Origin of the sequence: Haloimpatiens myeolchijeotgali, assembly GCF_042688525.2 — a bacterium.
Lineage (GTDB): Bacteria > Bacillota > Clostridia > Clostridiales > Clostridiaceae > Haloimpatiens.
Window position 1 is genome coordinate 380,609 of record NZ_JBHWAB010000001.1, and the last position, 20,668, is coordinate 401,276.

At 33.0% G+C, this 20,668-nt stretch carries 37 protein-coding genes; all 37 read left to right on the top strand.

Going from position 1 to position 20,668, the window contains the following annotated elements; genetic code table 11:
* Nucleotides 1-79: 79 nt before the first annotated feature.
* Nucleotides 80-325, top strand: a complete 246-nt coding sequence (locus ACFIJ5_RS01925; protein WP_379803141.1) for a ribosomal L7Ae/L30e/S12e/Gadd45 family protein — start codon at nucleotides 80-82, stop codon at nucleotides 323-325.
* Nucleotides 326-381: 56 nt separating this feature from the next.
* Nucleotides 382-759 (top strand): 30S ribosomal protein S12, encoded by a 378-nt coding sequence (gene rpsL, locus ACFIJ5_RS01930; RefSeq protein ID WP_379803143.1) that lies wholly within the window; start codon nucleotides 382-384, stop codon nucleotides 757-759.
* Nucleotides 760-908: 149 nt separating this feature from the next.
* Nucleotides 909-1,379, top strand: coding sequence for a 30S ribosomal protein S7 (rpsG, locus tag ACFIJ5_RS01935; RefSeq protein ID WP_379803146.1), 471 nt, complete (start codon nucleotides 909-911; stop codon nucleotides 1,377-1,379).
* A 72-nt stretch (nucleotides 1,380-1,451) separates the two neighbouring features.
* Nucleotides 1,452-3,515, top strand: a complete 2,064-nt coding sequence (fusA, locus tag ACFIJ5_RS01940; protein ID WP_379803148.1) for an elongation factor G — start codon at nucleotides 1,452-1,454, stop codon at nucleotides 3,513-3,515.
* Nucleotides 3,516-3,570: 55 nt separating this feature from the next.
* The gene (tuf, locus tag ACFIJ5_RS01945) at nucleotides 3,571-4,752 is read left to right on the top strand and encodes an elongation factor Tu (protein WP_379803117.1); all 1,182 of its coding nucleotides are present in this window, start codon (nucleotides 3,571-3,573) and stop codon (nucleotides 4,750-4,752) included.
* Nucleotides 4,753-5,079: 327 nt separating this feature from the next.
* Nucleotides 5,080-5,388: a 30S ribosomal protein S10 gene (gene rpsJ / locus ACFIJ5_RS01950; RefSeq protein WP_379803151.1), complete on the top strand. Its 309-nt coding sequence runs from the start codon at nucleotides 5,080-5,082 to the stop codon at nucleotides 5,386-5,388.
* A 79-nt stretch (nucleotides 5,389-5,467) separates the two neighbouring features.
* The gene (gene rplC / locus ACFIJ5_RS01955; RefSeq protein WP_379803154.1) at nucleotides 5,468-6,100 is read left to right on the top strand and encodes a 50S ribosomal protein L3; all 633 of its coding nucleotides are present in this window, start codon (nucleotides 5,468-5,470) and stop codon (nucleotides 6,098-6,100) included.
* Between the two features lie 28 nt (nucleotides 6,101-6,128).
* On the top strand, nucleotides 6,129-6,749 hold the full coding sequence (gene rplD / locus ACFIJ5_RS01960) for a 50S ribosomal protein L4 (protein ID WP_379803156.1): 621 nt from the start codon (nucleotides 6,129-6,131) through the stop codon (nucleotides 6,747-6,749).
* On the top strand, nucleotides 6,749-7,042 hold the full coding sequence (rplW, locus tag ACFIJ5_RS01965; RefSeq protein ID WP_379803158.1) for a 50S ribosomal protein L23: 294 nt from the start codon (nucleotides 6,749-6,751) through the stop codon (nucleotides 7,040-7,042). The genes rplD and rplW overlap by 1 nt, the downstream gene beginning before the upstream one ends.
* A 68-nt stretch (nucleotides 7,043-7,110) precedes the next feature.
* Complete coding sequence (gene rplB / locus ACFIJ5_RS01970; protein ID WP_379803160.1) at nucleotides 7,111-7,941, top strand: 50S ribosomal protein L2; 831 nt, start codon at nucleotides 7,111-7,113, stop codon at nucleotides 7,939-7,941.
* Nucleotides 7,942-8,004: 63 nt separating this feature from the next.
* Nucleotides 8,005-8,286 carry a 30S ribosomal protein S19 gene (gene rpsS, locus ACFIJ5_RS01975; RefSeq protein ID WP_379803162.1) on the top strand — a complete coding sequence of 94 codons (282 nt, stop codon included), beginning with the start codon at nucleotides 8,005-8,007 and terminating at the stop codon, nucleotides 8,284-8,286.
* 26 nt (nucleotides 8,287-8,312) lie between these two features.
* Nucleotides 8,313-8,648, top strand: a complete 336-nt coding sequence (rplV, locus tag ACFIJ5_RS01980; protein ID WP_379803165.1) for a 50S ribosomal protein L22 — start codon at nucleotides 8,313-8,315, stop codon at nucleotides 8,646-8,648.
* Nucleotides 8,649-8,665: 17 nt separating this feature from the next.
* On the top strand, nucleotides 8,666-9,331 hold the full coding sequence (gene rpsC / locus ACFIJ5_RS01985) for a 30S ribosomal protein S3 (protein ID WP_379803167.1): 666 nt from the start codon (nucleotides 8,666-8,668) through the stop codon (nucleotides 9,329-9,331).
* A 30-nt stretch (nucleotides 9,332-9,361) separates the two neighbouring features.
* Nucleotides 9,362-9,805: a 50S ribosomal protein L16 gene (gene rplP, locus ACFIJ5_RS01990; protein WP_379803169.1), complete on the top strand. Its 444-nt coding sequence runs from the start codon at nucleotides 9,362-9,364 to the stop codon at nucleotides 9,803-9,805.
* Complete coding sequence (gene rpmC, locus ACFIJ5_RS01995; protein WP_379803171.1) at nucleotides 9,795-10,007, top strand: 50S ribosomal protein L29; 213 nt, start codon at nucleotides 9,795-9,797, stop codon at nucleotides 10,005-10,007. Before rplP ends, rpmC begins: the two co-directional genes overlap by 11 nt.
* A gap of 26 nt (nucleotides 10,008-10,033) precedes the next feature.
* A complete protein-coding gene (gene rpsQ / locus ACFIJ5_RS02000) occupies nucleotides 10,034-10,288 on the top strand; it encodes a 30S ribosomal protein S17 (protein ID WP_379803173.1) in 255 nt (84 codons plus the stop codon).
* A gap of 28 nt (nucleotides 10,289-10,316) precedes the next feature.
* On the top strand, nucleotides 10,317-10,685 hold the full coding sequence (rplN, locus tag ACFIJ5_RS02005) for a 50S ribosomal protein L14 (RefSeq protein ID WP_379803175.1): 369 nt from the start codon (nucleotides 10,317-10,319) through the stop codon (nucleotides 10,683-10,685).
* A 19-nt stretch (nucleotides 10,686-10,704) separates the two neighbouring features.
* Nucleotides 10,705-11,022 carry a 50S ribosomal protein L24 gene (gene rplX / locus ACFIJ5_RS02010; RefSeq protein WP_379803177.1) on the top strand — a complete coding sequence of 106 codons (318 nt, stop codon included), beginning with the start codon at nucleotides 10,705-10,707 and terminating at the stop codon, nucleotides 11,020-11,022.
* Between the two features lie 22 nt (nucleotides 11,023-11,044).
* Nucleotides 11,045-11,587, top strand: coding sequence for a 50S ribosomal protein L5 (gene rplE / locus ACFIJ5_RS02015; RefSeq protein WP_379803179.1), 543 nt, complete (start codon nucleotides 11,045-11,047; stop codon nucleotides 11,585-11,587).
* A gap of 13 nt (nucleotides 11,588-11,600) precedes the next feature.
* Nucleotides 11,601-11,786 carry a type Z 30S ribosomal protein S14 gene (locus ACFIJ5_RS02020; protein ID WP_379803181.1) on the top strand — a complete coding sequence of 62 codons (186 nt, stop codon included), beginning with the start codon at nucleotides 11,601-11,603 and terminating at the stop codon, nucleotides 11,784-11,786.
* 26 nt (nucleotides 11,787-11,812) lie between these two features.
* Nucleotides 11,813-12,211, top strand: a complete 399-nt coding sequence (gene rpsH / locus ACFIJ5_RS02025; protein ID WP_379803184.1) for a 30S ribosomal protein S8 — start codon at nucleotides 11,813-11,815, stop codon at nucleotides 12,209-12,211.
* A gap of 23 nt (nucleotides 12,212-12,234) precedes the next feature.
* Nucleotides 12,235-12,774 carry a 50S ribosomal protein L6 gene (gene rplF / locus ACFIJ5_RS02030; protein ID WP_379803187.1) on the top strand — a complete coding sequence of 180 codons (540 nt, stop codon included), beginning with the start codon at nucleotides 12,235-12,237 and terminating at the stop codon, nucleotides 12,772-12,774.
* 30 nt (nucleotides 12,775-12,804) lie between these two features.
* On the top strand, nucleotides 12,805-13,167 hold the full coding sequence (rplR, locus tag ACFIJ5_RS02035; protein WP_379803189.1) for a 50S ribosomal protein L18: 363 nt from the start codon (nucleotides 12,805-12,807) through the stop codon (nucleotides 13,165-13,167).
* Between the two features lie 17 nt (nucleotides 13,168-13,184).
* Nucleotides 13,185-13,682, top strand: a complete 498-nt coding sequence (gene rpsE / locus ACFIJ5_RS02040) for a 30S ribosomal protein S5 (protein ID WP_379803191.1) — start codon at nucleotides 13,185-13,187, stop codon at nucleotides 13,680-13,682.
* A 12-nt stretch (nucleotides 13,683-13,694) separates the two neighbouring features.
* Nucleotides 13,695-13,874 carry a 50S ribosomal protein L30 gene (gene rpmD / locus ACFIJ5_RS02045; RefSeq protein ID WP_379803193.1) on the top strand — a complete coding sequence of 60 codons (180 nt, stop codon included), beginning with the start codon at nucleotides 13,695-13,697 and terminating at the stop codon, nucleotides 13,872-13,874.
* 20 nt (nucleotides 13,875-13,894) lie between these two features.
* Entirely contained in the window at nucleotides 13,895-14,335 is a 441-nt protein-coding gene (rplO, locus tag ACFIJ5_RS02050) for a 50S ribosomal protein L15 (protein WP_379803196.1), read from the top strand.
* Nucleotides 14,336-15,613 carry a preprotein translocase subunit SecY gene (gene secY, locus ACFIJ5_RS02055; protein WP_379803199.1) on the top strand — a complete coding sequence of 426 codons (1,278 nt, stop codon included), beginning with the start codon at nucleotides 14,336-14,338 and terminating at the stop codon, nucleotides 15,611-15,613.
* A 25-nt stretch (nucleotides 15,614-15,638) separates the two neighbouring features.
* Nucleotides 15,639-16,286 carry an adenylate kinase gene (locus ACFIJ5_RS02060; RefSeq protein ID WP_379803202.1) on the top strand — a complete coding sequence of 216 codons (648 nt, stop codon included), beginning with the start codon at nucleotides 15,639-15,641 and terminating at the stop codon, nucleotides 16,284-16,286.
* Nucleotides 16,287-16,290: 4 nt separating this feature from the next.
* Nucleotides 16,291-17,037 (top strand): type I methionyl aminopeptidase, encoded by a 747-nt coding sequence (map, locus tag ACFIJ5_RS02065; protein WP_379803204.1) that lies wholly within the window; start codon nucleotides 16,291-16,293, stop codon nucleotides 17,035-17,037.
* A 14-nt stretch (nucleotides 17,038-17,051) separates the two neighbouring features.
* Entirely contained in the window at nucleotides 17,052-17,321 is a 270-nt protein-coding gene (locus ACFIJ5_RS02070) for an RNA-binding protein (RefSeq protein WP_379803206.1), read from the top strand.
* A 17-nt stretch (nucleotides 17,322-17,338) separates the two neighbouring features.
* A complete protein-coding gene (gene infA, locus ACFIJ5_RS02075) occupies nucleotides 17,339-17,557 on the top strand; it encodes a translation initiation factor IF-1 (protein ID WP_379803209.1) in 219 nt (72 codons plus the stop codon).
* A 15-nt stretch (nucleotides 17,558-17,572) separates the two neighbouring features.
* The gene (gene rpmJ, locus ACFIJ5_RS02080) at nucleotides 17,573-17,686 is read left to right on the top strand and encodes a 50S ribosomal protein L36 (protein WP_003373491.1); all 114 of its coding nucleotides are present in this window, start codon (nucleotides 17,573-17,575) and stop codon (nucleotides 17,684-17,686) included.
* A 65-nt stretch (nucleotides 17,687-17,751) separates the two neighbouring features.
* Complete coding sequence (gene rpsM / locus ACFIJ5_RS02085) at nucleotides 17,752-18,117, top strand: 30S ribosomal protein S13 (RefSeq protein ID WP_379803212.1); 366 nt, start codon at nucleotides 17,752-17,754, stop codon at nucleotides 18,115-18,117.
* A 23-nt stretch (nucleotides 18,118-18,140) separates the two neighbouring features.
* Nucleotides 18,141-18,539 (top strand): 30S ribosomal protein S11, encoded by a 399-nt coding sequence (gene rpsK / locus ACFIJ5_RS02090; protein WP_379803215.1) that lies wholly within the window; start codon nucleotides 18,141-18,143, stop codon nucleotides 18,537-18,539.
* A 26-nt stretch (nucleotides 18,540-18,565) separates the two neighbouring features.
* Complete coding sequence (gene rpsD, locus ACFIJ5_RS02095) at nucleotides 18,566-19,186, top strand: 30S ribosomal protein S4 (RefSeq protein ID WP_379803218.1); 621 nt, start codon at nucleotides 18,566-18,568, stop codon at nucleotides 19,184-19,186.
* 100 nt (nucleotides 19,187-19,286) lie between these two features.
* Entirely contained in the window at nucleotides 19,287-20,234 is a 948-nt protein-coding gene (locus ACFIJ5_RS02100; RefSeq protein ID WP_379803221.1) for a DNA-directed RNA polymerase subunit alpha, read from the top strand.
* A 12-nt stretch (nucleotides 20,235-20,246) separates the two neighbouring features.
* Nucleotides 20,247-20,588 (top strand): 50S ribosomal protein L17, encoded by a 342-nt coding sequence (gene rplQ, locus ACFIJ5_RS02105; RefSeq protein ID WP_379803223.1) that lies wholly within the window; start codon nucleotides 20,247-20,249, stop codon nucleotides 20,586-20,588.
* Nucleotides 20,589-20,668: the final 80 nt, after the last annotated feature.

Here is a 20,668-nt window from a genome sequence, read left to right on the forward strand (position 1 = left end):
TACACCTTGTGTAGTTTGTTACAAAGATAAAGAATGATTTTTATCTTTGTAACAATACATGTTAAGGGAGGTTAGATATATGGGTTATAGGCTTGAAGGTAGAAAAGTTGTTGGTATTAAGCAGACAATTAAGGCTGTTAAAAATGATATAGTTGAAGAGGTATACGTAGCAAAAGATGTAGAACAAAAAGTAATCGAGCCTTTAATACAACTAGCCAAGCAAAAGTCCCTTGAACTGGTATACATAGATACTATGAACGAGTTAGGAAAACTTTGTGGAATTGATGTAGGGGCTTCGGTCGCTGCTGAATTGAAAAAACAATAAAAAAAGCTTATTAACAAATTTATATATATAGTTAAAAATTAAAAGGAGGTGTAAAAATGCCAACTATTAACCAATTAGTAAGAAAAGGTAGAAAAACAATACAAACTAAGTCTACTTCACCAGCACTTAAAGAATGTCCACAAAAAAGAGGTGTGTGTACTGTAGTAAAAACAACAACTCCTAAAAAGCCAAACTCAGCGCTAAGAAAAATTGCCAGAGTTAGACTTACAAATGGATATGAAGTTACAGCATACATACCAGGTATCGGCCATAACTTACAAGAGCATAGTGTTGTTCTTATAAGAGGTGGTAGAGTTAAGGACCTTCCCGGTGTAAGATATCACATCGTAAGAGGTACTTTGGATGCAGCTGGAGTTGCTGACAGAATGCAATCAAGATCAAAGTATGGTGCAAAGAAACCTAAGAAAAAATAATGCTTAGAAGATTGTAAGTGCAATGTCTTCAGCATTTATATATATATATATATATATTATTTTGTATTTGTGCGGAACGACAAAGCGCTTTGCAGCTCAAGAGCTGAGTACCGATGATCTTAAATTTTAATGTTAAGGAGGGAAGAAAAGTGCCAAGAAAAGGACATATAGCTAAAAGAGATGTATTACCAGATCCAATGCATAACAGTAAAGTTGTTACAAAATTGGTGAATCAAGTAATGCTAGATGGTAAAAAAGGTGTTGCTCAACAAATAGTATATGGAGCATTTGATATAATGGCTGAGAAATCTGGAAAAGAATCCATAGAAGTTTTCGAAGAAGCTATGAATAATATAATGCCACTACTAGAAGTAAAAGCAAGAAGAATAGGTGGAGCTACGTATCAAGTTCCAATGGAAGTAAGACCAGAAAGAAGACAGACTTTAGGTCTTAGATGGTTAGTAGACGCAGCAAGAAAAAGAGGAGAAAGATACATGAAAGATAGACTTGCTGGTGAGTTACTAGATGCTTCTAATAATTCTGGAGCAGCTGTTAAGAAAAGAGAAGATACTCATAAGATGGCTGAAGCAAACAAAGCTTTTGCACACTACAGATATTAAAATTAAACTGTTTTGGCTTGGCCAAAACAGTTTTCTAAAATGTTATTTTATTTAAGAAAAGGAGGAAGTCATATGGAAAGACAACATCCATTAGAAAAATTCCGTAATATAGGAATAATGGCTCACATAGATGCCGGTAAAACTACAACAACAGAACGTGTGTTGTTTTATACTGGAATAAGCCATAAGATTGGAGAAGTTCATGAAGGTCAAGCAACAATGGACTGGATGGAACAAGAGCAAGAAAGAGGTATAACAATTACTTCTGCTGCAACAACTTGTGAATGGAAGGATCATGTTATAAACATAATTGACACGCCAGGACACGTAGATTTCACTGTTGAGGTTGAAAGATCTTTAAGAGTACTTGATGGAGCGGTTGGAGTTTTTTGTGCTAAAGGTGGGGTTGAACCACAATCAGAAACAGTATGGAGACAGGCAGACAAGTATATGGTTCCAAGAATTGCTTATATAAATAAAATGGATATACTTGGAGCAGATTTCTTTAGAGCAGTAAGCATGATGAGAGAAAGATTACATGCTAATGCTGTACCAATACAATTACCAATAGGTAAGGAAGATACTTTCTTAGGAATAATTGATTTGCTTGAAAATAAAGCTAGAATATATAAAGATGATCTTGGTGAAAAAATAGAAGAGGCAGAAATTCCAGATGATATGAAGGAATTAGCTGAGAAATACAGATCAGAAATGATTGAAGCAGTTGCTGAATTAGATGAAGATCTAATGATGAAATATTTAGAAGGCGAAGAATTAACAATTGAGGAATTAGAAACAACACTAAGAAAAGGTGTATGTAATAATGAAATAGTTCCAGTAGTATGTGGTTCTTCATATAAAAATAAAGGTGTACAAATGATGATTGATGCAGTAGTTAAATACTTACCATCACCATTAGATGTACCAGCAGTTAAAGGATTAGATCCAGAAACTAAAGAAGAAATTGAAAGAAAAAGTGATGATAATGAGCCACTTGCAGCGCTTGCATTCAAGATTGCTACAGATCCATTCATAGGTAAATTAGCTTTTACTAGAATTTACTCAGGAATAATGAAAAGTGGTACATATGTATTAAATTGTAACAAAGGTAAAAGAGAAAGAATTGGAAGACTTGTTAAAATGCATTCAAACCACAGAAAAGAAGTTGAAGAATTAAGAGCTGGAGAGTTAGGAGCTATAATTGGATTGAAAAATTCAACAACAGGAGATACCCTTTGTGATGAAGAAAATCCAATAATACTTGAAAATATGGAATTCCCAGAACCAGTTATTAGTGTTGCTATAGAACCAAAAACTAAAGCAGGACAAGAGAAAATGGGAATAGCTCTTCAAAAACTTGCAGAAGAGGATCCAACATTTAAGACTTATACTGATCATGAAACTGGTCAAACAATTATAGCAGGTATGGGAGAATTACATCTTGAAATAATTGTTGATAGACTTCAAAGAGAATTTAAAGTTGAATGTAATGTTGGTAAACCACAAGTTGCATATAAAGAAACAATTAGAAAAGCTGTTAAAGCTGAAGGTAAATTTGTTAGACAATCAGGTGGACGTGGACAATATGGACATTGTTGGATTGAAATGGAACCATGTGAAGAAGAATATAAATTTGAAGATGCTGTTGTTGGTGGATCTATTCCAAGAGAATACATTCCAGCTGTTGAAAATGGTATAAAAGAAGCATCTGAAAGTGGTGTTATTGCTGGATACCAAACTATAAACTTCAAAGTTAAATTATTCGATGGTTCTTATCATGATGTTGACTCATCAGAAATGGCATTTAAAGTAGCTGGTTCTATGGCATTTAAAAATGCTATGAGCAAAGCTGATCCAGTATTACTTGAACCAACTATGAAGGTTGAAGTTATCACTCCTGAAGAATATATGGGAGATGTAATGGGTGATATTAACTCAAGAAGAGGTAGAATTGAAGGTATGGAACAAAGAGCAGGTGCTCAAGTTATCAATGCTTTTGTACCACTTTCAGAAATGTTTGGTTATGCAACTACATTAAGATCAAGAACTCAAGGTAGAGGTAACTATTCAATGCAGTTTGATCATTATGAAGAAGTGCCAAAAAGTATTCAAGAACAAATTGCTGGGAATAAATAATTAAAAAACATAAATGAATTTAAATTTATTGAAGAAAAGGTAAGGAGGAATAAAAATGTCAAAAGCAAAATTTGAAAGAAGCAAGCCACACGTAAATATAGGAACAATAGGTCACGTAGACCATGGTAAAACAACATTAACAGCAGCAATCACAATGACATTAGCAGAAGAAGGAAAAGCAGAAGCACAAAACTATGCAGATATTGATAAAGCACCAGAAGAAAAAGAAAGAGGAATAACAATCAATACAGCACACGTAGAGTATGAAACAGACAATAGACACTATGCACACGTTGACTGTCCAGGACACGCAGACTACGTAAAGAACATGATAACAGGAGCAGCACAAATGGATGGAGCAATCTTAGTTGTATCAGCAGCAGATGGTCCAATGCCACAAACAAGAGAACATATATTACTAGCATCAAGAGTTGGAGTACAACATATAGTAGTATTCTTAAACAAATCAGACCAAGTAGATGATCCAGAATTATTAGAATTAGTAGAAATGGAAGTAAGAGAATTACTAAGTGAATATGGATTTAACGGAGACGAATGTCCAGTAATAACAGGATCAGCATTAATGGCAATAGAAAAAGGAGAAAGAGACTGCATACATGAATTAATGGCAGCAGTAGACGAATATATACCAACACCAGAAAGAGCAACAGATAAAGATTTCTTAATGCCAATTGAAGATATCTTCACAATAACAGGAAGAGGAACAGTAGCAACAGGAAGAGTAGAAAGAGGAGTTCTTCATACAGGAGACGAAGTAGAAATCGTAGGAATGACAGACGAAAAGAAAAAGACAGTAATAACAGGAGTAGAAATGTTTAGAAAGATATTAGACGAAGCAATGGCAGGAGATAATATCGGAGCATTATTAAGAGGTGTTCAAAGAACAGAAATAGAAAGAGGTCAAGTATTAGCAAAACCAGGAACAGTACATCCACATAAGAAATTCGTAGGTCAAGTATATGTACTTAAAAAAGAAGAAGGTGGAAGACATACACCATTCTTTAATGGATATAGACCACAATTTTATTTCAGAACAACAGACGTTACAGGATCAATCCAATTACCAGAAGGAACAGAAATGGTAATGCCAGGAGACCACATAGACATGAATGTTGAATTAATCACTCCAGTAGCAATGGAAGAAGGATTAAGATTCGCTATCAGAGAAGGTGGAAGAACTGTAGGTTCTGGAGTTGTTACTAGCATAGTTGAATAATATTAAAATTTCTAAAAAATTCAAATATGTTATATGAGGGAGAAGAACAAAATCTTCTCCTTTATATTTAAATTTGACATAAAAAATACTTGTCAAAGTAAAAAAAGTATTGTATACTTAAAGAGTTGTAATGTGTAACAGTAATGTGATAAGAGGTTGCCGAGCTTCCGGGGAATTCTTATTATGTAAAGTCTTGATCAAGAATCAGACGACGGAATATCTGTAAAGTCTTGTTTTCAGTATTTTATGCAACACCTGGAACAGTTTACAGAGTCACCGCTGTTGTACGTAAGAAGTAAAGCGTGCGATGAAAAGGAGGGAAAGAAAATGGCAAAACAAAAAATAAGAATCAGATTAAAAGCTTTTGATCACAAAATATTAGATCAATCAGCTGAAAAGATAGTTGAAACTGCAAAAACAACAGGAGCAAAAGTAGCAGGTCCAGTACCACTACCAACAGAAAAAGATATTGTAACAGTTTTAAGAGCTACACATAAATATAAAGATTCAAGAGAACAATTTGAGATAAGAACTCATAAAAGACTAATAGATATAATTAGTCCATCACCAAAAACAGTAGATTCTTTAATGAAATTAGATTTACCTGCTGGTGTTGATATAGAAATAAAATTATAATTTGTAATAGATAATGCCTATTACGAACTATTATGACCACTTATAATGTGATCCGCTAATACGTTGAGGAGGTGTAGAAATGAAAAAAGCAATATTAGGTAGAAAAGTAGGTATGACTCAAATCTTTGGAGAGAAAGGAAAAGTTATACCAGTTACAGTAGTAGAAACAGGAGCATGTGTAGTACTTCAGAAAAAAACTATTGAAAAAGATGGTTATGAAGCAATTAAAGTTGGATTTGAAGATATAAGAGAAAAGCTAGTAAACAAACCAACAAAAGGACAGTTTGCTAAAGCAGGTGTGGAAGCTAAAAGATATATGAAAGAATTTAGACTAGAGGATGTATCTGAATACGAAGTAGGAAGCGAAATTAAAGCAGATATATTCAATATTGGAGATAAAGTTGATGTAACTGGGGTTTCTAAAGGTAAGGGATTCCAAGGAACTATTAAAAGATGGAATTTCCAAAGAGGACCAATGAGCCACGGTTCTAAATGTCATAGAGTAGTTGGTTCAATGGGAGCAGCTTCTGATCCATCAAGAACTTTTAAAAACAAGAAAATGCCAGGACATATGGGTAATCAAAAATCAACTGTATTAAATCTTGAAGTTGTAAAAGTAATGTCTGAAAAAAATGTTATACTAATCAAAGGTGGAATACCAGGACCAAATAAAGGATTAGTAATGATAAGAGAAGCAGTAAAAGCTAAATAGTTAGTTTTTTAGGAAAGGAGGAAGTAGAATGCCTACAGTAGATTTATTTAACAGAGAAGGACAAAAAGTTGGCGATGTTCAGTTGGCAGACAACGTGTTCGGTATCGAAATTAATAAAGAAGTTATGCATCAAGTTGTTGTAGCACAACTTGCAAATAAAAGACAAGGAACTCAATCAGCAAAAACTAGATCTGAGGTTTCTGGTGGTGGAATAAAACCTTGGAGACAAAAAGGAACAGGAAGAGCAAGACAAGGTTCTATTAGAGCACCTCAATGGATTCATGGTGGAGTTGTATTTGCACCAAAACCAAGAGACTATAGTAAGGCAGTTCCAAAAAAAGTTAAGAGATTAGCTCTTAAATCTGCACTTTCTTCAAAAGTTGTAGAAAATGAAATTTTTGTATTAGAAAATCTAGAAATTCAAGCACCAAAAACAAAAGAAATTGTAAAAATGTTAAATGCATTTGATGCTAAAAAAACTTTAATAGTTGTTGCTGAATCAAATGAGAATGTTTATAAGTCAGCAAGAAATGTAGCAGGAGTAACAATACTACCTGTAAATAATTTAAATGTATATGATATATTAAATAGTCAAAAAGTTATAGCAACAAAAGAAGCTATAACAAAGATTGAGGAGGTGTATGCATAATGAAACTTACAAGCCATGATATTATAAGAAAACCAGTAATAACTGAAAAAAGTATGGCTGATATGGCAGACAAAAAATACACCTTTGTAGTTGATAAGCATGCTACTAAAACTGAAATCAAAAAAGCCGTAGAGGTAGTTTTTGGTGTTAAGGTAGCTGAACTTAAAACTGCTAACATAACTGGTAAACCAAAAAGAGTTGGTGTTCATTTTGGAAAAAGACCAGATTATAAGAAAGCAATTGTTAAATTAACTGAGGATAGTAAAACAATTGAGTTCTTTGAAGGTATGTAATTAAATCGAACGGATAAAAAGCAGGTATTGGCTAAAAGCCAGAAAAGCAAGATTAGGGAGGGAAAAAAATGGCTGTTAAAACTTTTAATCCAACTACTCCTTCTAGAAGACATATGTCATCACCTACTTTTGAAGAAGTTACAACAGATAGTCCAGAGAAAGCTTTAGTTGTAACTTTAGGTAGAAAAAGAGCGGGTAGGAATGGTCAAGGTAAGATAACAGTTCGTCACAAAGGTGGCGGAGCTAAAAGAAAGTATAGATTAATAGATTTTAAAAGAAATAAAGATGAAATACCAGCAAAAGTACTAACAATTGAGTATGATCCTAATAGATCTGCATATATTGCACTAGTTATTTATGCTGATGGAGAAAAGAGATACATATTAGCTCCAGCAGGATTAAAAGTTGGAGATACTGTTGTATCAGGTCCAAATTCTGATATTAAGATTGGAAATACATTACCAATGCAAAATATACCAGTTGGTACTGTGATTCATAATATAGAATTAGCTAAGGGCAAAGGCGGTCAGCTTGTAAGATCAGCAGGTACTTCAGCACAGTTAATGGCTAAAGAAGGAGAATATGCTATCTTAAGACTTCCAAGTGGTGAAATGAGATATGTAAGAGTAGAATGCAGAGCTACTATAGGAGTAGTTTCTAACTTATCACATGAACTTATTAATATCGGTAAAGCTGGTAGAAAAAGACATATGGGAATTAGACCAACAGTAAGAGGTTCAGTAATGAACCCTAATGATCACCCACACGGTGGTGGAGAAGGTAAATCTCCAGTAGGACATCCAAGTCCAGTAACTCCATGGGGTAAACCAGCACTTGGTTATAAGACTAGAAAGAATAACAAATATTCAGATAGATTAATCATTAAGAAGAGAAAATAGTAGGGAGAATTAGATTCTCTTCCTACTTATCCTAATGAGCTGAATGAAAGGAGGCCGTTATAAGTGAGTAGATCAGTAAAAAAAGGACCTTACGTTGATGAGAGTCTTTTAAACAAAGTAATGGAAATGAACAAAGATGGTGAAAAGAAAGTTGTTAAAACTTGGAAAAGAAGTTCAACAATTTTCCCTCAAATGGTAGGCCATACAATTGCAGTACATGATGGAAGAAAACATGTTCCAGTATATGTGAGCGAAGATATGGTTGGACATAAACTAGGAGAATTTGTTCTAACTAGAACTTTTAAAGGACATAAGGAAACTGAAAAAAAATCAAAACTTAAATAGTATAGAGTCAGGAAGGAGGTAATCAAATGGAAGCTAGAGCTAAATCTTGTTACGTAAGGATGTCATCAACAAAAGTAGCAGCTGTTCTTGGCTTAATAAGAGGAAAAGATGTAAATGAAGCATTTGCAATATTAAAATATACTCCAAGAAGGGCAACAGAAGCTGTTAATAAAGTACTAAAATCAGCAGTTGCCAATGCAGAAAATAATTGTGATTTAGATAGAAATAGACTATATGTTTCAGAAGCATATGCAAATCAAGGATCAACATTAAAAAGATTCAGACCACGCGCACAAGGTAGAGCATATAGAATACTAAAAAGAACAAGTCACATTACTCTAGTAGTGAAAGAAAGAGTATAAAAAAGGAGGGACGAAGAGTGGGACAAAAGGTACATCCACACGGCTTAAGAGTTGGTGTTATTAAAGATTGGGATGCAAAATGGTATGCAGATGATAAGAATTTTGCAGACAATCTAATAGAAGATAATAAAATAAGAACATTTGTCAAATCAAAAATTTATACTGCTGGTATTTCTAAAATAGAAATAGAAAGAGCAGCTAAAAGGGTGAAATTAAATATATACACTGCTAAACCAGGAATGGTTATAGGAAAAGGCGGTCAAGGAATAGAAGCTTTAAAGAAAGAACTTAAAAAAATAGTAAGAAGAAAAAATATACTAATTAATATAGTAGAGGTTAAAAGACCAGAATCAAATGCTCAATTAGTTGCTGAAAACATAGCATCACAATTAGAAAAGAGAATTTCTTTTAGAAGAGCTATGAAACAATCAATCCAAAGATCAATGAGAGCAGGAATAAAAGGTATAAAAACATCTTGTTCAGGAAGACTTGGAGGAGCAGAGATAGCAAGAACAGAACAATATCATGAAGGAACAATACCTCTACAAACTTTAAGAGCTGATATAGATTATGGATTTGCTGAGGCAGATACTGTTTATGGAAAAATTGGTGTTAAAGTTTGGGTATATAAAGGTGAAGTTCTTCCACAAAAAAAAGTAAATAAAGAAGAAGTTAACGCTTAGTAGCATAGTACCTAGGAAGGAGGAATAGACATGTTAATGCCTAAAAAAGTTAAACATCGTAAAGTTCAACGTGGCAGAATGAAAGGTAAGGCAACAAGAGGAAACTTTATTGCATATGGTGATTTCGGCCTACAAGCAACTGAATGTGGTTGGATAACTAACAATCAAATAGAAGCTGCCAGAGTTGCAATTAATAGATATGTAAAAAGAGGCGGAAAAGTTTGGATAAAAATATTCCCAGATAAACCTGTTACAGAAAAACCAGCTGAAACTCGTATGGGTTCAGGTAAGGGTTCACCAGAACACTGGGTAGCAGTAATTAAACCAGGTAGAGTATTATTCGAAATATCTGGAGTTTCAGAGGAAGTAGCAAGAGAATCTATGAGGCTTGCGTCACATAAGCTTCCTGTTAAGACTAAATTCGTTACAAGAAAAGATTTTGAAGAAATGGGTGGTGAAGTAAATGAAGGCTAAGGAATTAAAAGAGTTAAAACAAAGTAGTCCTCAAGACTTAAAAGAAAAAGTTGGGGATTTAAAAGCTGAGTTATTCAACTTGAGATTCCAATTAGCTACTGGACAATTGGAAAATCCAATGAGAATAAGACAAGTTAAGAAGTCAATTGCCCAAATTAAGACCATCCTTAGAGAAGAAGAGTTAAAAGCTATAAGACAGTAAAACTGTGAAGGGAGGTTTAGCCTATTATGCAAAGAGGTTACAGAAAGACAAGAATAGGTAAAGTAGTATCAGACAAGATGGATAAAACAGTGGTAGTTGCTGTTGAAACAAAAGTTCGTCATCCATTATATGGAAAGACAGTAAACAGAACTACAAAATTTAAAGTTCATGATGAAAATAATGAGGCAAAAGTTAATGATAGAATTGAAATAATGGAAACAAGACCATTATCAAAGGATAAGAGATGGAGACTTGTTAAAATTGTTGAAAAAGCAAAATAAGGTTTTAGCCTGAAAGGAGGTATTCTAAATGATACAACAGCAAACCTTATTAAAGGTAGCAGATAATACTGGAGCAAAGGAAATAATGTGCATTAGAGTATTAGGTGGATCTAAAAGAAAATGGGGAAATATAGGAGATATAATTGTTGCTAGCGTTAAAAGTGCAACACCAGGCGGTGTTGTTAAAAAAGGTGAGGTAGTTAAAGCTGTTATAGTAAGATCTAAAAAAGGTGTAAGAAGACCAGATGGATCATACATAAAATTTGATGAAAACGCGGCTGTTATTATAAAGGATGATAAAATGCCAAAAGGAACTCGTATATTTGGACCAGTGGCAAGGGAGCTAAGAGATAAAGAATTCAACAAAATATTATCACTAGCACCAGAAGCTTTATAAAATAAGGAGGTGTCTAAGGATGAGTAAGATTCATGTCAGAAGAAATGATACTGTAATGGTTGTTTCAGGAAAAGATAAAGGAAAAACAGGAGAAGTATTAAAAGTTTATCCTAAAACAGGTAAAGTTGTTGTAAAAGGTGTTAACATGGTAACAAAACACCAAAAACCAAATAGACAAAATATGCAAGGTGGCATAGTTCACCAAGAAGCTCCAATATATAGCTCAAAGGTTATGCTTTACTGTACAAAGTGTAAAAATGTCACAAGGATAAGCAAAAAAGTTTTAGAAGATGGAACAAAAGTTAGAGTATGTAAGAAGTGTGGAGAAACATTCTAAAACTCGAAAGGAGGGCTAAATGATGAGTTCAAGACTACAAGATAAATATGTAAAAGAAGTAGTTCCAGCACTTATGGAAAAGTTCGGATATAAAAACATAATGGAAATTCCAAAATTAGAAAAAATAGTTGTTAATATGGGAATTGGCGAAGCTAAAGATAATCCTAAAGTATTAGAAGCAGCAGTGAGTGATTTAAAATTATTTTCAGGTCAACAACCTATAGTTACAAGAGCTAAGAAATCTGTTGCTAACTTTAAAATTAGACAAAATATGGCAATAGGATGCAAAGTAACATTAAGAAATCAAAAAATGTATGAATTTGCAGATAAATTAATCAATGTTGCTTTACCAAGAGTTAGAGACTTCAGAGGAATTTCATCAAAATCTTTTGATGGAAGAGGTAACTATGCACTTGGTATAAAAGAACAATTAATATTCCCTGAAATCGAATATGATAAAATTGATAAAGTAAGAGGTATGGATATAGTATTTGTTACAAGTGCAAAGACTGACGAGGAAGCTAGAGAATTATTGAGATTCCTTGGAATGCCATTTGCTCAATAAAGGAGGGAAAATTGTGGCACGTAAAGCAATGATTGAAAAGTGGAAAAAAGAGCCTAAATTCTCAACAAGAGCGTATTCTAGATGCAGAATTTGTGGAAGACCACATGCTGTATTAAAAAAATATGGAATATGTCGTATATGTTTTAGAGAATTAGCATATAAAGGACAAATTCCTGGCTGCAGAAAAGCAAGCTGGTAATATAGTTAACGAAAGGAGGCAAAACAATGGTTATGACAGATCCTATCGCAGATTTACTAACACGTATAAGAAATGCAAATATAGTTAGACATGAAGTTGTTGAAGTACCTTCATCAAATATAAAGAAATCTATAGTTAATATAATGCTTCAAGAAGGTTACATTAAAAACATTGAGGAATACAATGATGGTTCTGTTCCAATGTTAAGAATAGCAATGAAATATGGAGTTAGTAAAGAAAGAGTTATAACTGGATTGAAAAGAATTTCTAAACCAGGTTTAAGAGTATATTGTAAGAAGGAAGAGATTCCAAAGGTATTGAACGGATTAGGAACTGCAATTATATCAACTTCAAAAGGAATTGTAACTGATAAGGAAGCAAGAAAAAACGGAGTAGGTGGAGAAGTAATCTGTTATATCTGGTAGTTTGATGAACAGGAGGTGCAATTATGTCAAGAATAGGAAAACTTCCAGTAGCTATTCCAAATGGAGTAACTGTTAATGTAACACCAGACAACGTTGTTACAGTAAAAGGATCAAAAGGTGAATTAGTTAAAAAAATGCACAAAGATATTGAAATTACTGTAGAGGAAAATTTAGTTGTTGTTAAAAGACCAAGTGATCAAAAACAATATAGAGCTCTTCATGGATTAACTAGAGCACTAATTAATAATATGGTTACTGGTGTTACTGAAGGATATCAAAAAACACTACAATTAGTTGGAGTAGGTTATAGAGCTCAATTAAAAGGAAAAACACTTATATTGAATCTTGGATACTCTCATCCAATAGAAATAGAATCAGTAGAAGGAATTCAATTTGAAGTTCCAGAAACAACTAAAGTAGTGGTAAAAGGTATTGATAAACAGTTAGTAGGAGAAGTAGCTGCTGTAATTAGATCTAAGAGAAAACCTGAACCTTATAAAGGAAAAGGTATAAGATATGAGAACGAACATATTAGACGTAAAGAAGGTAAGACTGGTAAATAGTAATTAGACATATAGAAAGGAGTGAAATGAATGTTCAAGAAGGTGGATAAGCAAGCAATAAGAAAAAGAAGTCATCTACGAATTCGTAAAAAAGTTTTTGGAACTCCAGAGAGACCAAGACTTTCTGTGTTTAGAAGCGAAAAGCATATTTATGCTCAAATTATAGATGATATTAATGCTCGTACATTAGTTTCAGCTTCTAGTGTTGATAAAGAATTTGAAGAAAAAATTGGCGGAAATAAAGAAGCTGCTAAAGTAGTTGGAAGTATGTTAGCTAAGAAAGCACTTGAAAAAGGAATAGATAATGTAGTGTTTGATAGAGGTGGATATATTTATCACGGAAGAGTAAAAGAGCTTGCTGAAGGTGCTAGAGAAGCAGGACTACAATTCTAAGAGAAGGAGGGAAAGCAATGAAGATTGATCCTAGCAAATTAAACTTAAAAGAAAAAGTTGTATTTATAAATAGAGTTGCTAAGGTCGTAAAAGGCGGTAGACACTTTAGATTTAGTGCGCTAGTGGTTGTTGGAGACGAAAACGGTCATGTTGGAGTTGGTATGGGTAAATCAATAGAAATCCCAGAAGCGATCAGAAAAGGCATTGAAGATGCTAAAAAGAACTTAGTTAAGGTAGAAATGGTTGGAACAACTGTTCCACATAAAATATATGGTAAGTTCGGAAAAGGAAATGTACTTATAATGCCAGCATCAGAAGGTACTGGTGTTATTGCTGGAGGTCCTGTTAGAGCAGTACTTGAACTTGCAGGATTGAAGGATGTTAGAGCTAAATCTTTAGGTTCTAATAATCCAAAAAATATGGTAAATGCGACTATCAATGGATTGTCAAGCTTAAGAACAGTAGAACAAGTTGCTAAGCTTAGAGGCAAAGCCGTTGAAGACATTTTAGGTTAGGAGGGATTATCCTTGGCTAAGCTTAAAATCACTTTAAAAAGAAGTTTTATAGGCAGAAAAAAAGATCACATAGCTACAGTTAATGCTTTAGGATTAAGAAAAATCGGAAAAACTGTAGAACATGAAGATACTCCTCAAATAAGAGGAATGATAAAAAAAGTAGATTACTTATTAGAAGTTAAAGAAGCTTAATAAATAAGGAGGTGTGAAAAGTGAAACTTCATGAATTAAAGCCAGCAGCAGGTTCAAAGAAAGCACCTAAAAGAGTAGGAAGAGGTTATGGTTCAGGCCTTGGAAAAACATGCGCAAGAGGTCAGGACGGACAAAATTCAAGATCAGGTGGCGGAGTAAGACTAGGTTTTGAAGGAGGTCAAATGCCTTTATATAGAAGACTTCCTAAAAGAGGATTTACAAACCTTTTTGCTAAGAAGTATGCTGTTATAAACTTAGATAAATTAAATGCTTTTGAAAACGGAAGTGAAGTAACTCCAGAATTATTATTAGAAAATGGAATAATTAAAAAAGTTTATGATGGAGTTAAAATATTAGGTAATGGAAATATTGAGAAGAAATTAAATGTTAAAGCTTCAAAATTCTCAAAAACAGCAGCTGAGAAAATAGAAGCAGCTGGAGGAAAAGTTGAGGTGATATAGGTGCTATCAACCCTACGTAATGCCTGGAAAGTTGAAGATTTAAGAAAGAGAATTATATTTACTTTGCTTATGATAACAATTTTCAGGATGGGAAATTTTATTCCTGTTCCTGGAATTGATGCGAGTAAGTTTGCTAACCTTACAAAGTCAGGAACTTTATTTGGTTTTTATGATTTGCTATCAGGTGGAGCCTTTAGTAGATTTAGTATATTTGCAATGGGCGTTACACCTTATATTAATGCTTCAATCATAATGCAATTATTGACTGTAGCAATACCATCGTTAGAAGCACTTTCTAAAGAAGGTGATGATGGTAGAAAGAAGATACAAAAATATACAAGATATAGTAGTATACCTTTAGGTTTACTTCAAGCTTTTGGTACTTATGCTATAATATCAAGATATGGAGCTTTAAGATATACATCAAAATTTAGTATATTTTTAATTATATTAACATTAACTACTGCATCAATCTTTTTGATATGGTTAGGTGAACAAATTACTGATAAAGGTGTTGGAAATGGTATATCATTATTGATTTTTGTCAATATTATATCTAGGTTTCCACAAACTGTATATCAAATTACTGGACTTGAAAAAGCAGGAACAGTTAATATGATACAGGTAATATTATTTGTAGTAGTTGCACTAGCATTATTAACTGCAGTAGTTATAACAAATATAGGAGAAAGAAGAATACCTGTACAGTATGCAGGAAAGTCTTTTGGAAGAAAAATGGCTAAAGGACAATCTTCTTATATTCCAATTAATATGAATGCATCAGGAGTAATTGGAATCATATTTGCAATATCTGTTATGCAGTTTCCTGCAACGATAGCGCAATTTATGCCAAATTTAAAGGTTAGTCAATTTATAATAGCAAGTCCATATAGTCCTTTTAAACAAAATACATGGCAATATGCCATTGTGTATTTCTTATTGATTGTATTTTTTACTTGGTTTTATTCAGAAGTTACGTTTAAACCTGATGAAATGGCTGACAACATGCATAAGTCATCAGGATTCATACCAGGGGTAAGACCAGGACAGCCAACAGCTGAATATATTGGAAAAGTACTATTTAGAATATCAATACTTGGAGGAACTTTTGCTGCATTGATAGCAATACTCCCTATAATAGTAGATGGATATACTAGTTTTAAAGGTATATCTTTTGGAGGAACTGCTTTGTTAATAGAAGTAGGGGTAGCATTAGAGACTATGAAGCAATTACAGTCTCAGTTAGTAATGCGTCATTATAAGGGATTTCTTAAGTAATTAATTAAGATGGAGATGATCGTTGATGAAAATTATATTATTAGGTCCTCCGGGAGCAGGAAAAGGAACACAAGCTAAATCAATTAGTGTAAAATATTGCATACCTCATATTTCTACTGGAGATATTTTTAGAAAAAATATTTCTGAAAAAACTCCTCTTGGGGTTAAAGCTAAAAACTATATTGATGCAGGTCTGTTAGTACCAGACGAATTAACAATAGATTTAGTTAAAGATAGATTATCAAAAGAAGATTGCAAAAATGGATATCTTCTTGATGGTTTTCCAAGAACTGTTAAACAAGCAGAGGCTTTGGATGAATTTCTCAATGGTAGACAAGAAAGCATAGATACTGCTTTATTGATTGAAGTACCAAGAGAACTTATTTTAGAAAGAATGACAGGTAGAAGAGTATGTTTAGCATGTGGTGCAAGTTATCATATTAAATTTAACCCTCCTAAAAACGAAGGTAAATGTGATAGTTGTGGTGGTGAATTAATACAGAGAAAAGATGATAATAAAGAAACTGTATTAGATAGATTAACTGTATATGATAAACAAACTCAACCATTAGTGAAGTACTATAAGTCTAAAAATAAATTGTCAATTGTAGATGGTGCGTTGGCAATAGATAAAGTTTTTGAAAATGTATGTTCAATCCTGGGAGAGCAATAGATATATGATTATCATTAAAAATGATATAGAAATTCAAAACATGAGACGTGCAGGTAAAGTTGTAGGTAATACTCTTGCAATGCTTGAAGAGGTAGTAAAACCTGGAATTACAACTAAGGAATTAGATACGATAGCTGAAAAATACATAGTAGAGCAAGGTGCTATACCATCATTTAAAGGTTATTGCGGATTTCCAGCCTCTATATGTACTTCAATAAATGAAGAAGTTGTTCATGGTATTCCTTCTGATAGAAAATTACAAGAAGGAGATATTATAAGTGTGGACTGTGGTGCTATATTGAATAATTATCATGGAGATGCAGCCAGAACATTTGCAGTAGGAAAAGTTTCATTAGAAGCAAAAAAAATAATTGAAGCTACTAAGAAATGCTTTTTTCAAGGCGTTAAGCAAGCAATTGTAGGAAATAGACTAACAGATATATCTGCAGCAATACAACAGTATGCAGAAGGATTAGGATATTCAGTTGTTAGAGATTATGTTGGTCATGGAATTGGCCGCGAAATGCATGAAGATCCAGAAATTCCTAATTTCGGGAAATCCGGAAGAGGACCTAAATTAGTGAATGGTATGGTTCTTGCTATAGAACCTATGATAAATATAGGAGATTACTATGTAAAAGTTCAACCTAATGGCTGGACAGTGATAACAAAAGATGGCAAATTATCTTGTCATTATGAAAATACAGTAGCAATTTTAGATGACGGTCCCGAGATTTTAACTTTAAGCTAATAGAGGTGAACATTTTGGATAAGCAAGACCTTATTGGTAGAGTTGTTATTTCTAAGGCTGGTAGAGATGCAGAGAGAAAGTTTATAATCATCGGTGTTTTAGATGATTTATATGTACAGATTTCTGATGGGAGTCTTAGAAAACTAGAGAATCCTAAAAAGAAAAAAATCAAACATTTGATTTTTACTAATGTGATAGCAGAAGACATAAAAGAAAAGCTATTGGCTAAAGAGCAAATAACAAATTCTAAAATTAAAAAGTTTCTGCAGTCCGTAGATGTTTAAGGAGGTTTGATTACCTTATGTCAAAACAAGATGTTATTGAAATGCAAGGTACGGTTATAGAGGCTTTGCCTAATGCAATGTTTCAAGTAGAATTAGAAAGTGGTCATAAAATATTAGCTCATATTTCAGGTAAATTGAGAATGAATTTTATAAGAATATTACCAGGTGATAAGGTTACAGTGGAACTTTCTCCATATGATTTAACTCGTGGGAGAATTACTTGGAGAGCAAAGTAGTGAGGAGGGTTAGTAATGAAGGTGAGACCATCTGTTAAACCAATTTGTGAAAAATGTAAGGTTATAAAAAGAAAAGGTAGAGTAATGGTTATTTGTGAAAATCCTAAACACAAACAAAAACAAGGTTAATTTAACATATAACTTGATATAAATATTGTAGATAATAGGTAATTCTTAGGAGGTGTAAATTCTACATGGCAAGAATAGCAGGGATAGACCTACCAAGAGATAAAAGGGTAGAAATAGGTCTAACATATATTTATGGTATAGGACTACCAAGTTCAAGAAGAGTACTTGCAGCAACAGGTGTAAATCCTGATGTTAGAGTAAAAGATTTAAGTGAAGAAGAAGTTAATTCTTTAAGAGATTATATAAATAAAAATCTTAATGTTGAAGGAGATCTTAGAAGAGAAGTAGCTCTAAACATTAAGAGATTAATGGAAATCGGAAGTTATAGAGGAATAAGACATAGAAAAGGACTTCCTGTAAGAGGACAAAAAACAAAAACAAATGCAAGAACAAGAAAAGGCCCTAAAAAGGTAGCTGGAAAGAGAAAATAGTTAGTAAGGAGGGAAGAAACTAGATGGCAGCTCAAAAGAAGGTTAAAAGAGGCAGAAGAAAAAAAGAAAGAAAAAATATTGAGCACGGATGTGCACATATTAAATCAACTTTTAACAATTCAATAGTAACAATTACAGATGCAGTTGGTAATGCAGTATCTTGGTCAAGTGCGGGAGCATTAGGATTTAAAGGATCAAGAAAGAGTACTCCATTTGCAGCACAAATGGCAGCTGAAACAGCAGCAAAAGTGGCAATGGAACATGGATTAAAAAGTATAGAAGTATATGTAAAAGGACCTGGAGCAGGTAGAGAAGCTGCGATAAGATCATTGCAAGCAGCAGGCTTAGAAATAACATTAATAAAAGATGTTACTCCAATACCACATAATGGTTGCAGACCACCAAAAAGAAGAAGAGTCTAATTAGTAGTAATAGGAGGTGTAATTAAATGGCAAAATATACTGGAGCGACTTGTAAGCTTTGTAGAAGAGAAGGAATGAAATTATTCCTAAAATCAGATAAATGTTATACAGATAAATGTCCGTTTGCTAGAAGAAGCTATGCACCAGGAGAGCACGGACAAGGAAGAAAAAAAATATCAAACTATGGAATTCAATTAAGAGAAAAACAAAAAGCAAAAAGAATTTATGGTGTATTAGAAAAACAATTTAGAAATATATATAAGAGAGCAGAAAAAATGAGAGGAATAACAGGTGAAAACCTACTTAAACTCTTAGAATTAAGAATTGATAATGTGGTTTATAGATTAGGTTTTGCAGGTTCAAGAAAAGAAGCAAGACAATTAGTAAATCATGGACATTTCTTAGTAAATGGTAAGAAAGTAGATATTGCATCATACACAGTATCAGTAAATGATGTAATATCTGTTCGCGAAAAGAGCAAATCAAGTGAGAAATTTAAGACATTTGCTGAAAATCCAAAAACTTTACCAAAATGGTTAGAAGCTAATGCTGAAAAACTAGAAGGAAAAGTTGTTGCACAATTATCTAGAGAAGATATTGATGTTCCAGTAAATGAAACATTAATTGTTGAGTTATATAGTAAATAATAATTAAAATAAAAAATTAAGTAATATTAAAAATATAATGATGTAAAATCAGTTGCCCTCATAATAAGGTCGTCATTCTAAAAAAAGGAGGGTTTATATAGTGTTAGAGATAGAAAAGCCAAAAATCGAATGTATAGAAACGTCACAAGACGATAGTTATGGTAAGTTTGTTATTGAACCATTAGAAAGAGGTTATGGTATTACACTAGGTAATTCATTAAGAAGAATTCTTTTATCTTCATTACCAGGTGTTGCCGCTACCTCAATAAAAATTGATGATGTTCTTCATGAATTTTCAACTGTCAAAGGTGTTAAAGAAGATGTAACTGAATTAGTCTTAAATGTAAAAACATTAGCCTTTAAAATGACAGGTGAAGGTCCTAAAACTGTATACATAGATGTGGAAGGACCAGGTGAAGTTACAGCAGGAGATATTATTACTGATGGTTCTGTTGAAGTTATTAACAAAGACTTACATATAGCAACTTTAGATGCTGATGGAAAGTTGCATATGGAGATAAATGTTAATAGAGGAAGAGGTTATGTTCCTCAAAACAAAAATAAAACTCCTGATTTGCCAATAGCAACTATTCCTGTTGATTCAATATATACTCCGGTTAAGAGAGTTAACTATTCTGTAGAAAATACAAGAGTAGGTCAGATTACTGATTATGATAAGTTAACTATAGAGCTTTGGACTAATGGAACTATAAAACCTGAAGAAGCAATAAGTCTTTCTGCAAAAATACTTATTGAACACTTCAAATTATTCATGTCATTAACAGATAATGCAGATGATATGGAAATAATGGTTGAAAAAGAAGAAGATAAGAAAGAAAAAGTTCTAGAAATGACTATAGAAGAACTTGATTTATCAGTAAGAAGTTACAATTGTCTAAAGAGAGCAGGTATAAATACAGTACAGGAATTAACTGAAAGAACAATAGATGATATGATGAAAGTAAGAAATTTAGGTAAGAAATCATTAGAAGAAGTTCAAAAGAAACTTGATGAATTAGGTCTAAGCCTAAAACAGAGCGAAGAGTAAGGAGGTAAGGACATGGCAGGATATCGTAAGTTGGGTCGTCCAACTGATCACAGAAAAGCAATGCTTAGAAATTTAGTTACTAGCTTTTTGAAAAATGAAAAAATTGAAACTACAGAAATGAGAGCTAAAGAAACTAGAAGATTAGCTGAAAAAATGATAACTCTAGCTAAAAAAGGCGATTTACATGCTAGAAGACAAGTACTTGCTTTTGTACAAGAGAAAGATGTTGTAGCAAAATTATTCAATGATATCGCACCAAAGTATGCTGAAAGAAATGGTGGATATACAAGAATATACAAAGTGGGTCAAAGAAGAGGAGACGCTTCTGAAGTAGTTATACTAGAGCTAGTTTAACGATATATAGAGGGGATTAAGTTTCTTAGTACTTAGTCCCTCTTTTTGTTATAATTATTGTAAAATTATAGAGGAAGTGA

Bases quoted from the DNA above. Each gene is read 5' to 3' on its own strand.
- ACFIJ5_RS01925 (WP_379803141.1), top strand. From the start codon at position 80: ATGGGTTATAGGCTTGAAGGTAGAAAAGTTGTTGGTATTAAGCAGACA.
- rpsL (WP_379803143.1), top strand. From the start codon at position 382: ATGCCAACTATTAACCAATTAGTAAGAAAAGGTAGAAAAACAATACAA.
- fusA (WP_379803148.1), top strand. From the start codon at position 1,452: ATGGAAAGACAACATCCATTAGAAAAATTCCGTAATATAGGAATAATG.
- tuf (WP_379803117.1), top strand. From the start codon at position 3,571: ATGTCAAAAGCAAAATTTGAAAGAAGCAAGCCACACGTAAATATAGGA.
- rpsJ (WP_379803151.1), top strand. From the start codon at position 5,080: ATGGCAAAACAAAAAATAAGAATCAGATTAAAAGCTTTTGATCACAAA.
- rplC (WP_379803154.1), top strand. From the start codon at position 5,468: ATGAAAAAAGCAATATTAGGTAGAAAAGTAGGTATGACTCAAATCTTT.
- rplD (WP_379803156.1), top strand. From the start codon at position 6,129: ATGCCTACAGTAGATTTATTTAACAGAGAAGGACAAAAAGTTGGCGAT.
- rplW (WP_379803158.1), top strand. From the start codon at position 6,749: ATGAAACTTACAAGCCATGATATTATAAGAAAACCAGTAATAACTGAA.
- rplB (WP_379803160.1), top strand. From the start codon at position 7,111: ATGGCTGTTAAAACTTTTAATCCAACTACTCCTTCTAGAAGACATATG.
- rplV (WP_379803165.1), top strand. From the start codon at position 8,313: ATGGAAGCTAGAGCTAAATCTTGTTACGTAAGGATGTCATCAACAAAA.
- rplP (WP_379803169.1), top strand. From the start codon at position 9,362: ATGTTAATGCCTAAAAAAGTTAAACATCGTAAAGTTCAACGTGGCAGA.
- rpmC (WP_379803171.1), top strand. From the start codon at position 9,795: ATGAAGGCTAAGGAATTAAAAGAGTTAAAACAAAGTAGTCCTCAAGAC.
- rpsQ (WP_379803173.1), top strand. From the start codon at position 10,034: ATGCAAAGAGGTTACAGAAAGACAAGAATAGGTAAAGTAGTATCAGAC.
- rplN (WP_379803175.1), top strand. From the start codon at position 10,317: ATGATACAACAGCAAACCTTATTAAAGGTAGCAGATAATACTGGAGCA.
- rplX (WP_379803177.1), top strand. From the start codon at position 10,705: ATGAGTAAGATTCATGTCAGAAGAAATGATACTGTAATGGTTGTTTCA.
- rplE (WP_379803179.1), top strand. From the start codon at position 11,045: ATGAGTTCAAGACTACAAGATAAATATGTAAAAGAAGTAGTTCCAGCA.
- rpsH (WP_379803184.1), top strand. From the start codon at position 11,813: ATGGTTATGACAGATCCTATCGCAGATTTACTAACACGTATAAGAAAT.
- rplF (WP_379803187.1), top strand. From the start codon at position 12,235: ATGTCAAGAATAGGAAAACTTCCAGTAGCTATTCCAAATGGAGTAACT.
- rplR (WP_379803189.1), top strand. From the start codon at position 12,805: ATGTTCAAGAAGGTGGATAAGCAAGCAATAAGAAAAAGAAGTCATCTA.
- rpsE (WP_379803191.1), top strand. From the start codon at position 13,185: ATGAAGATTGATCCTAGCAAATTAAACTTAAAAGAAAAAGTTGTATTT.
- ACFIJ5_RS02060 (WP_379803202.1), top strand. From the start codon at position 15,639: ATGAAAATTATATTATTAGGTCCTCCGGGAGCAGGAAAAGGAACACAA.
- map (WP_379803204.1), top strand. From the start codon at position 16,291: ATGATTATCATTAAAAATGATATAGAAATTCAAAACATGAGACGTGCA.
- infA (WP_379803209.1), top strand. From the start codon at position 17,339: ATGTCAAAACAAGATGTTATTGAAATGCAAGGTACGGTTATAGAGGCT.
- rpmJ (WP_003373491.1), top strand. From the start codon at position 17,573: ATGAAGGTGAGACCATCTGTTAAACCAATTTGTGAAAAATGTAAGGTT.
- rpsM (WP_379803212.1), top strand. From the start codon at position 17,752: ATGGCAAGAATAGCAGGGATAGACCTACCAAGAGATAAAAGGGTAGAA.
- rpsK (WP_379803215.1), top strand. From the start codon at position 18,141: ATGGCAGCTCAAAAGAAGGTTAAAAGAGGCAGAAGAAAAAAAGAAAGA.
- rpsD (WP_379803218.1), top strand. From the start codon at position 18,566: ATGGCAAAATATACTGGAGCGACTTGTAAGCTTTGTAGAAGAGAAGGA.
- rplQ (WP_379803223.1), top strand. From the start codon at position 20,247: ATGGCAGGATATCGTAAGTTGGGTCGTCCAACTGATCACAGAAAAGCA.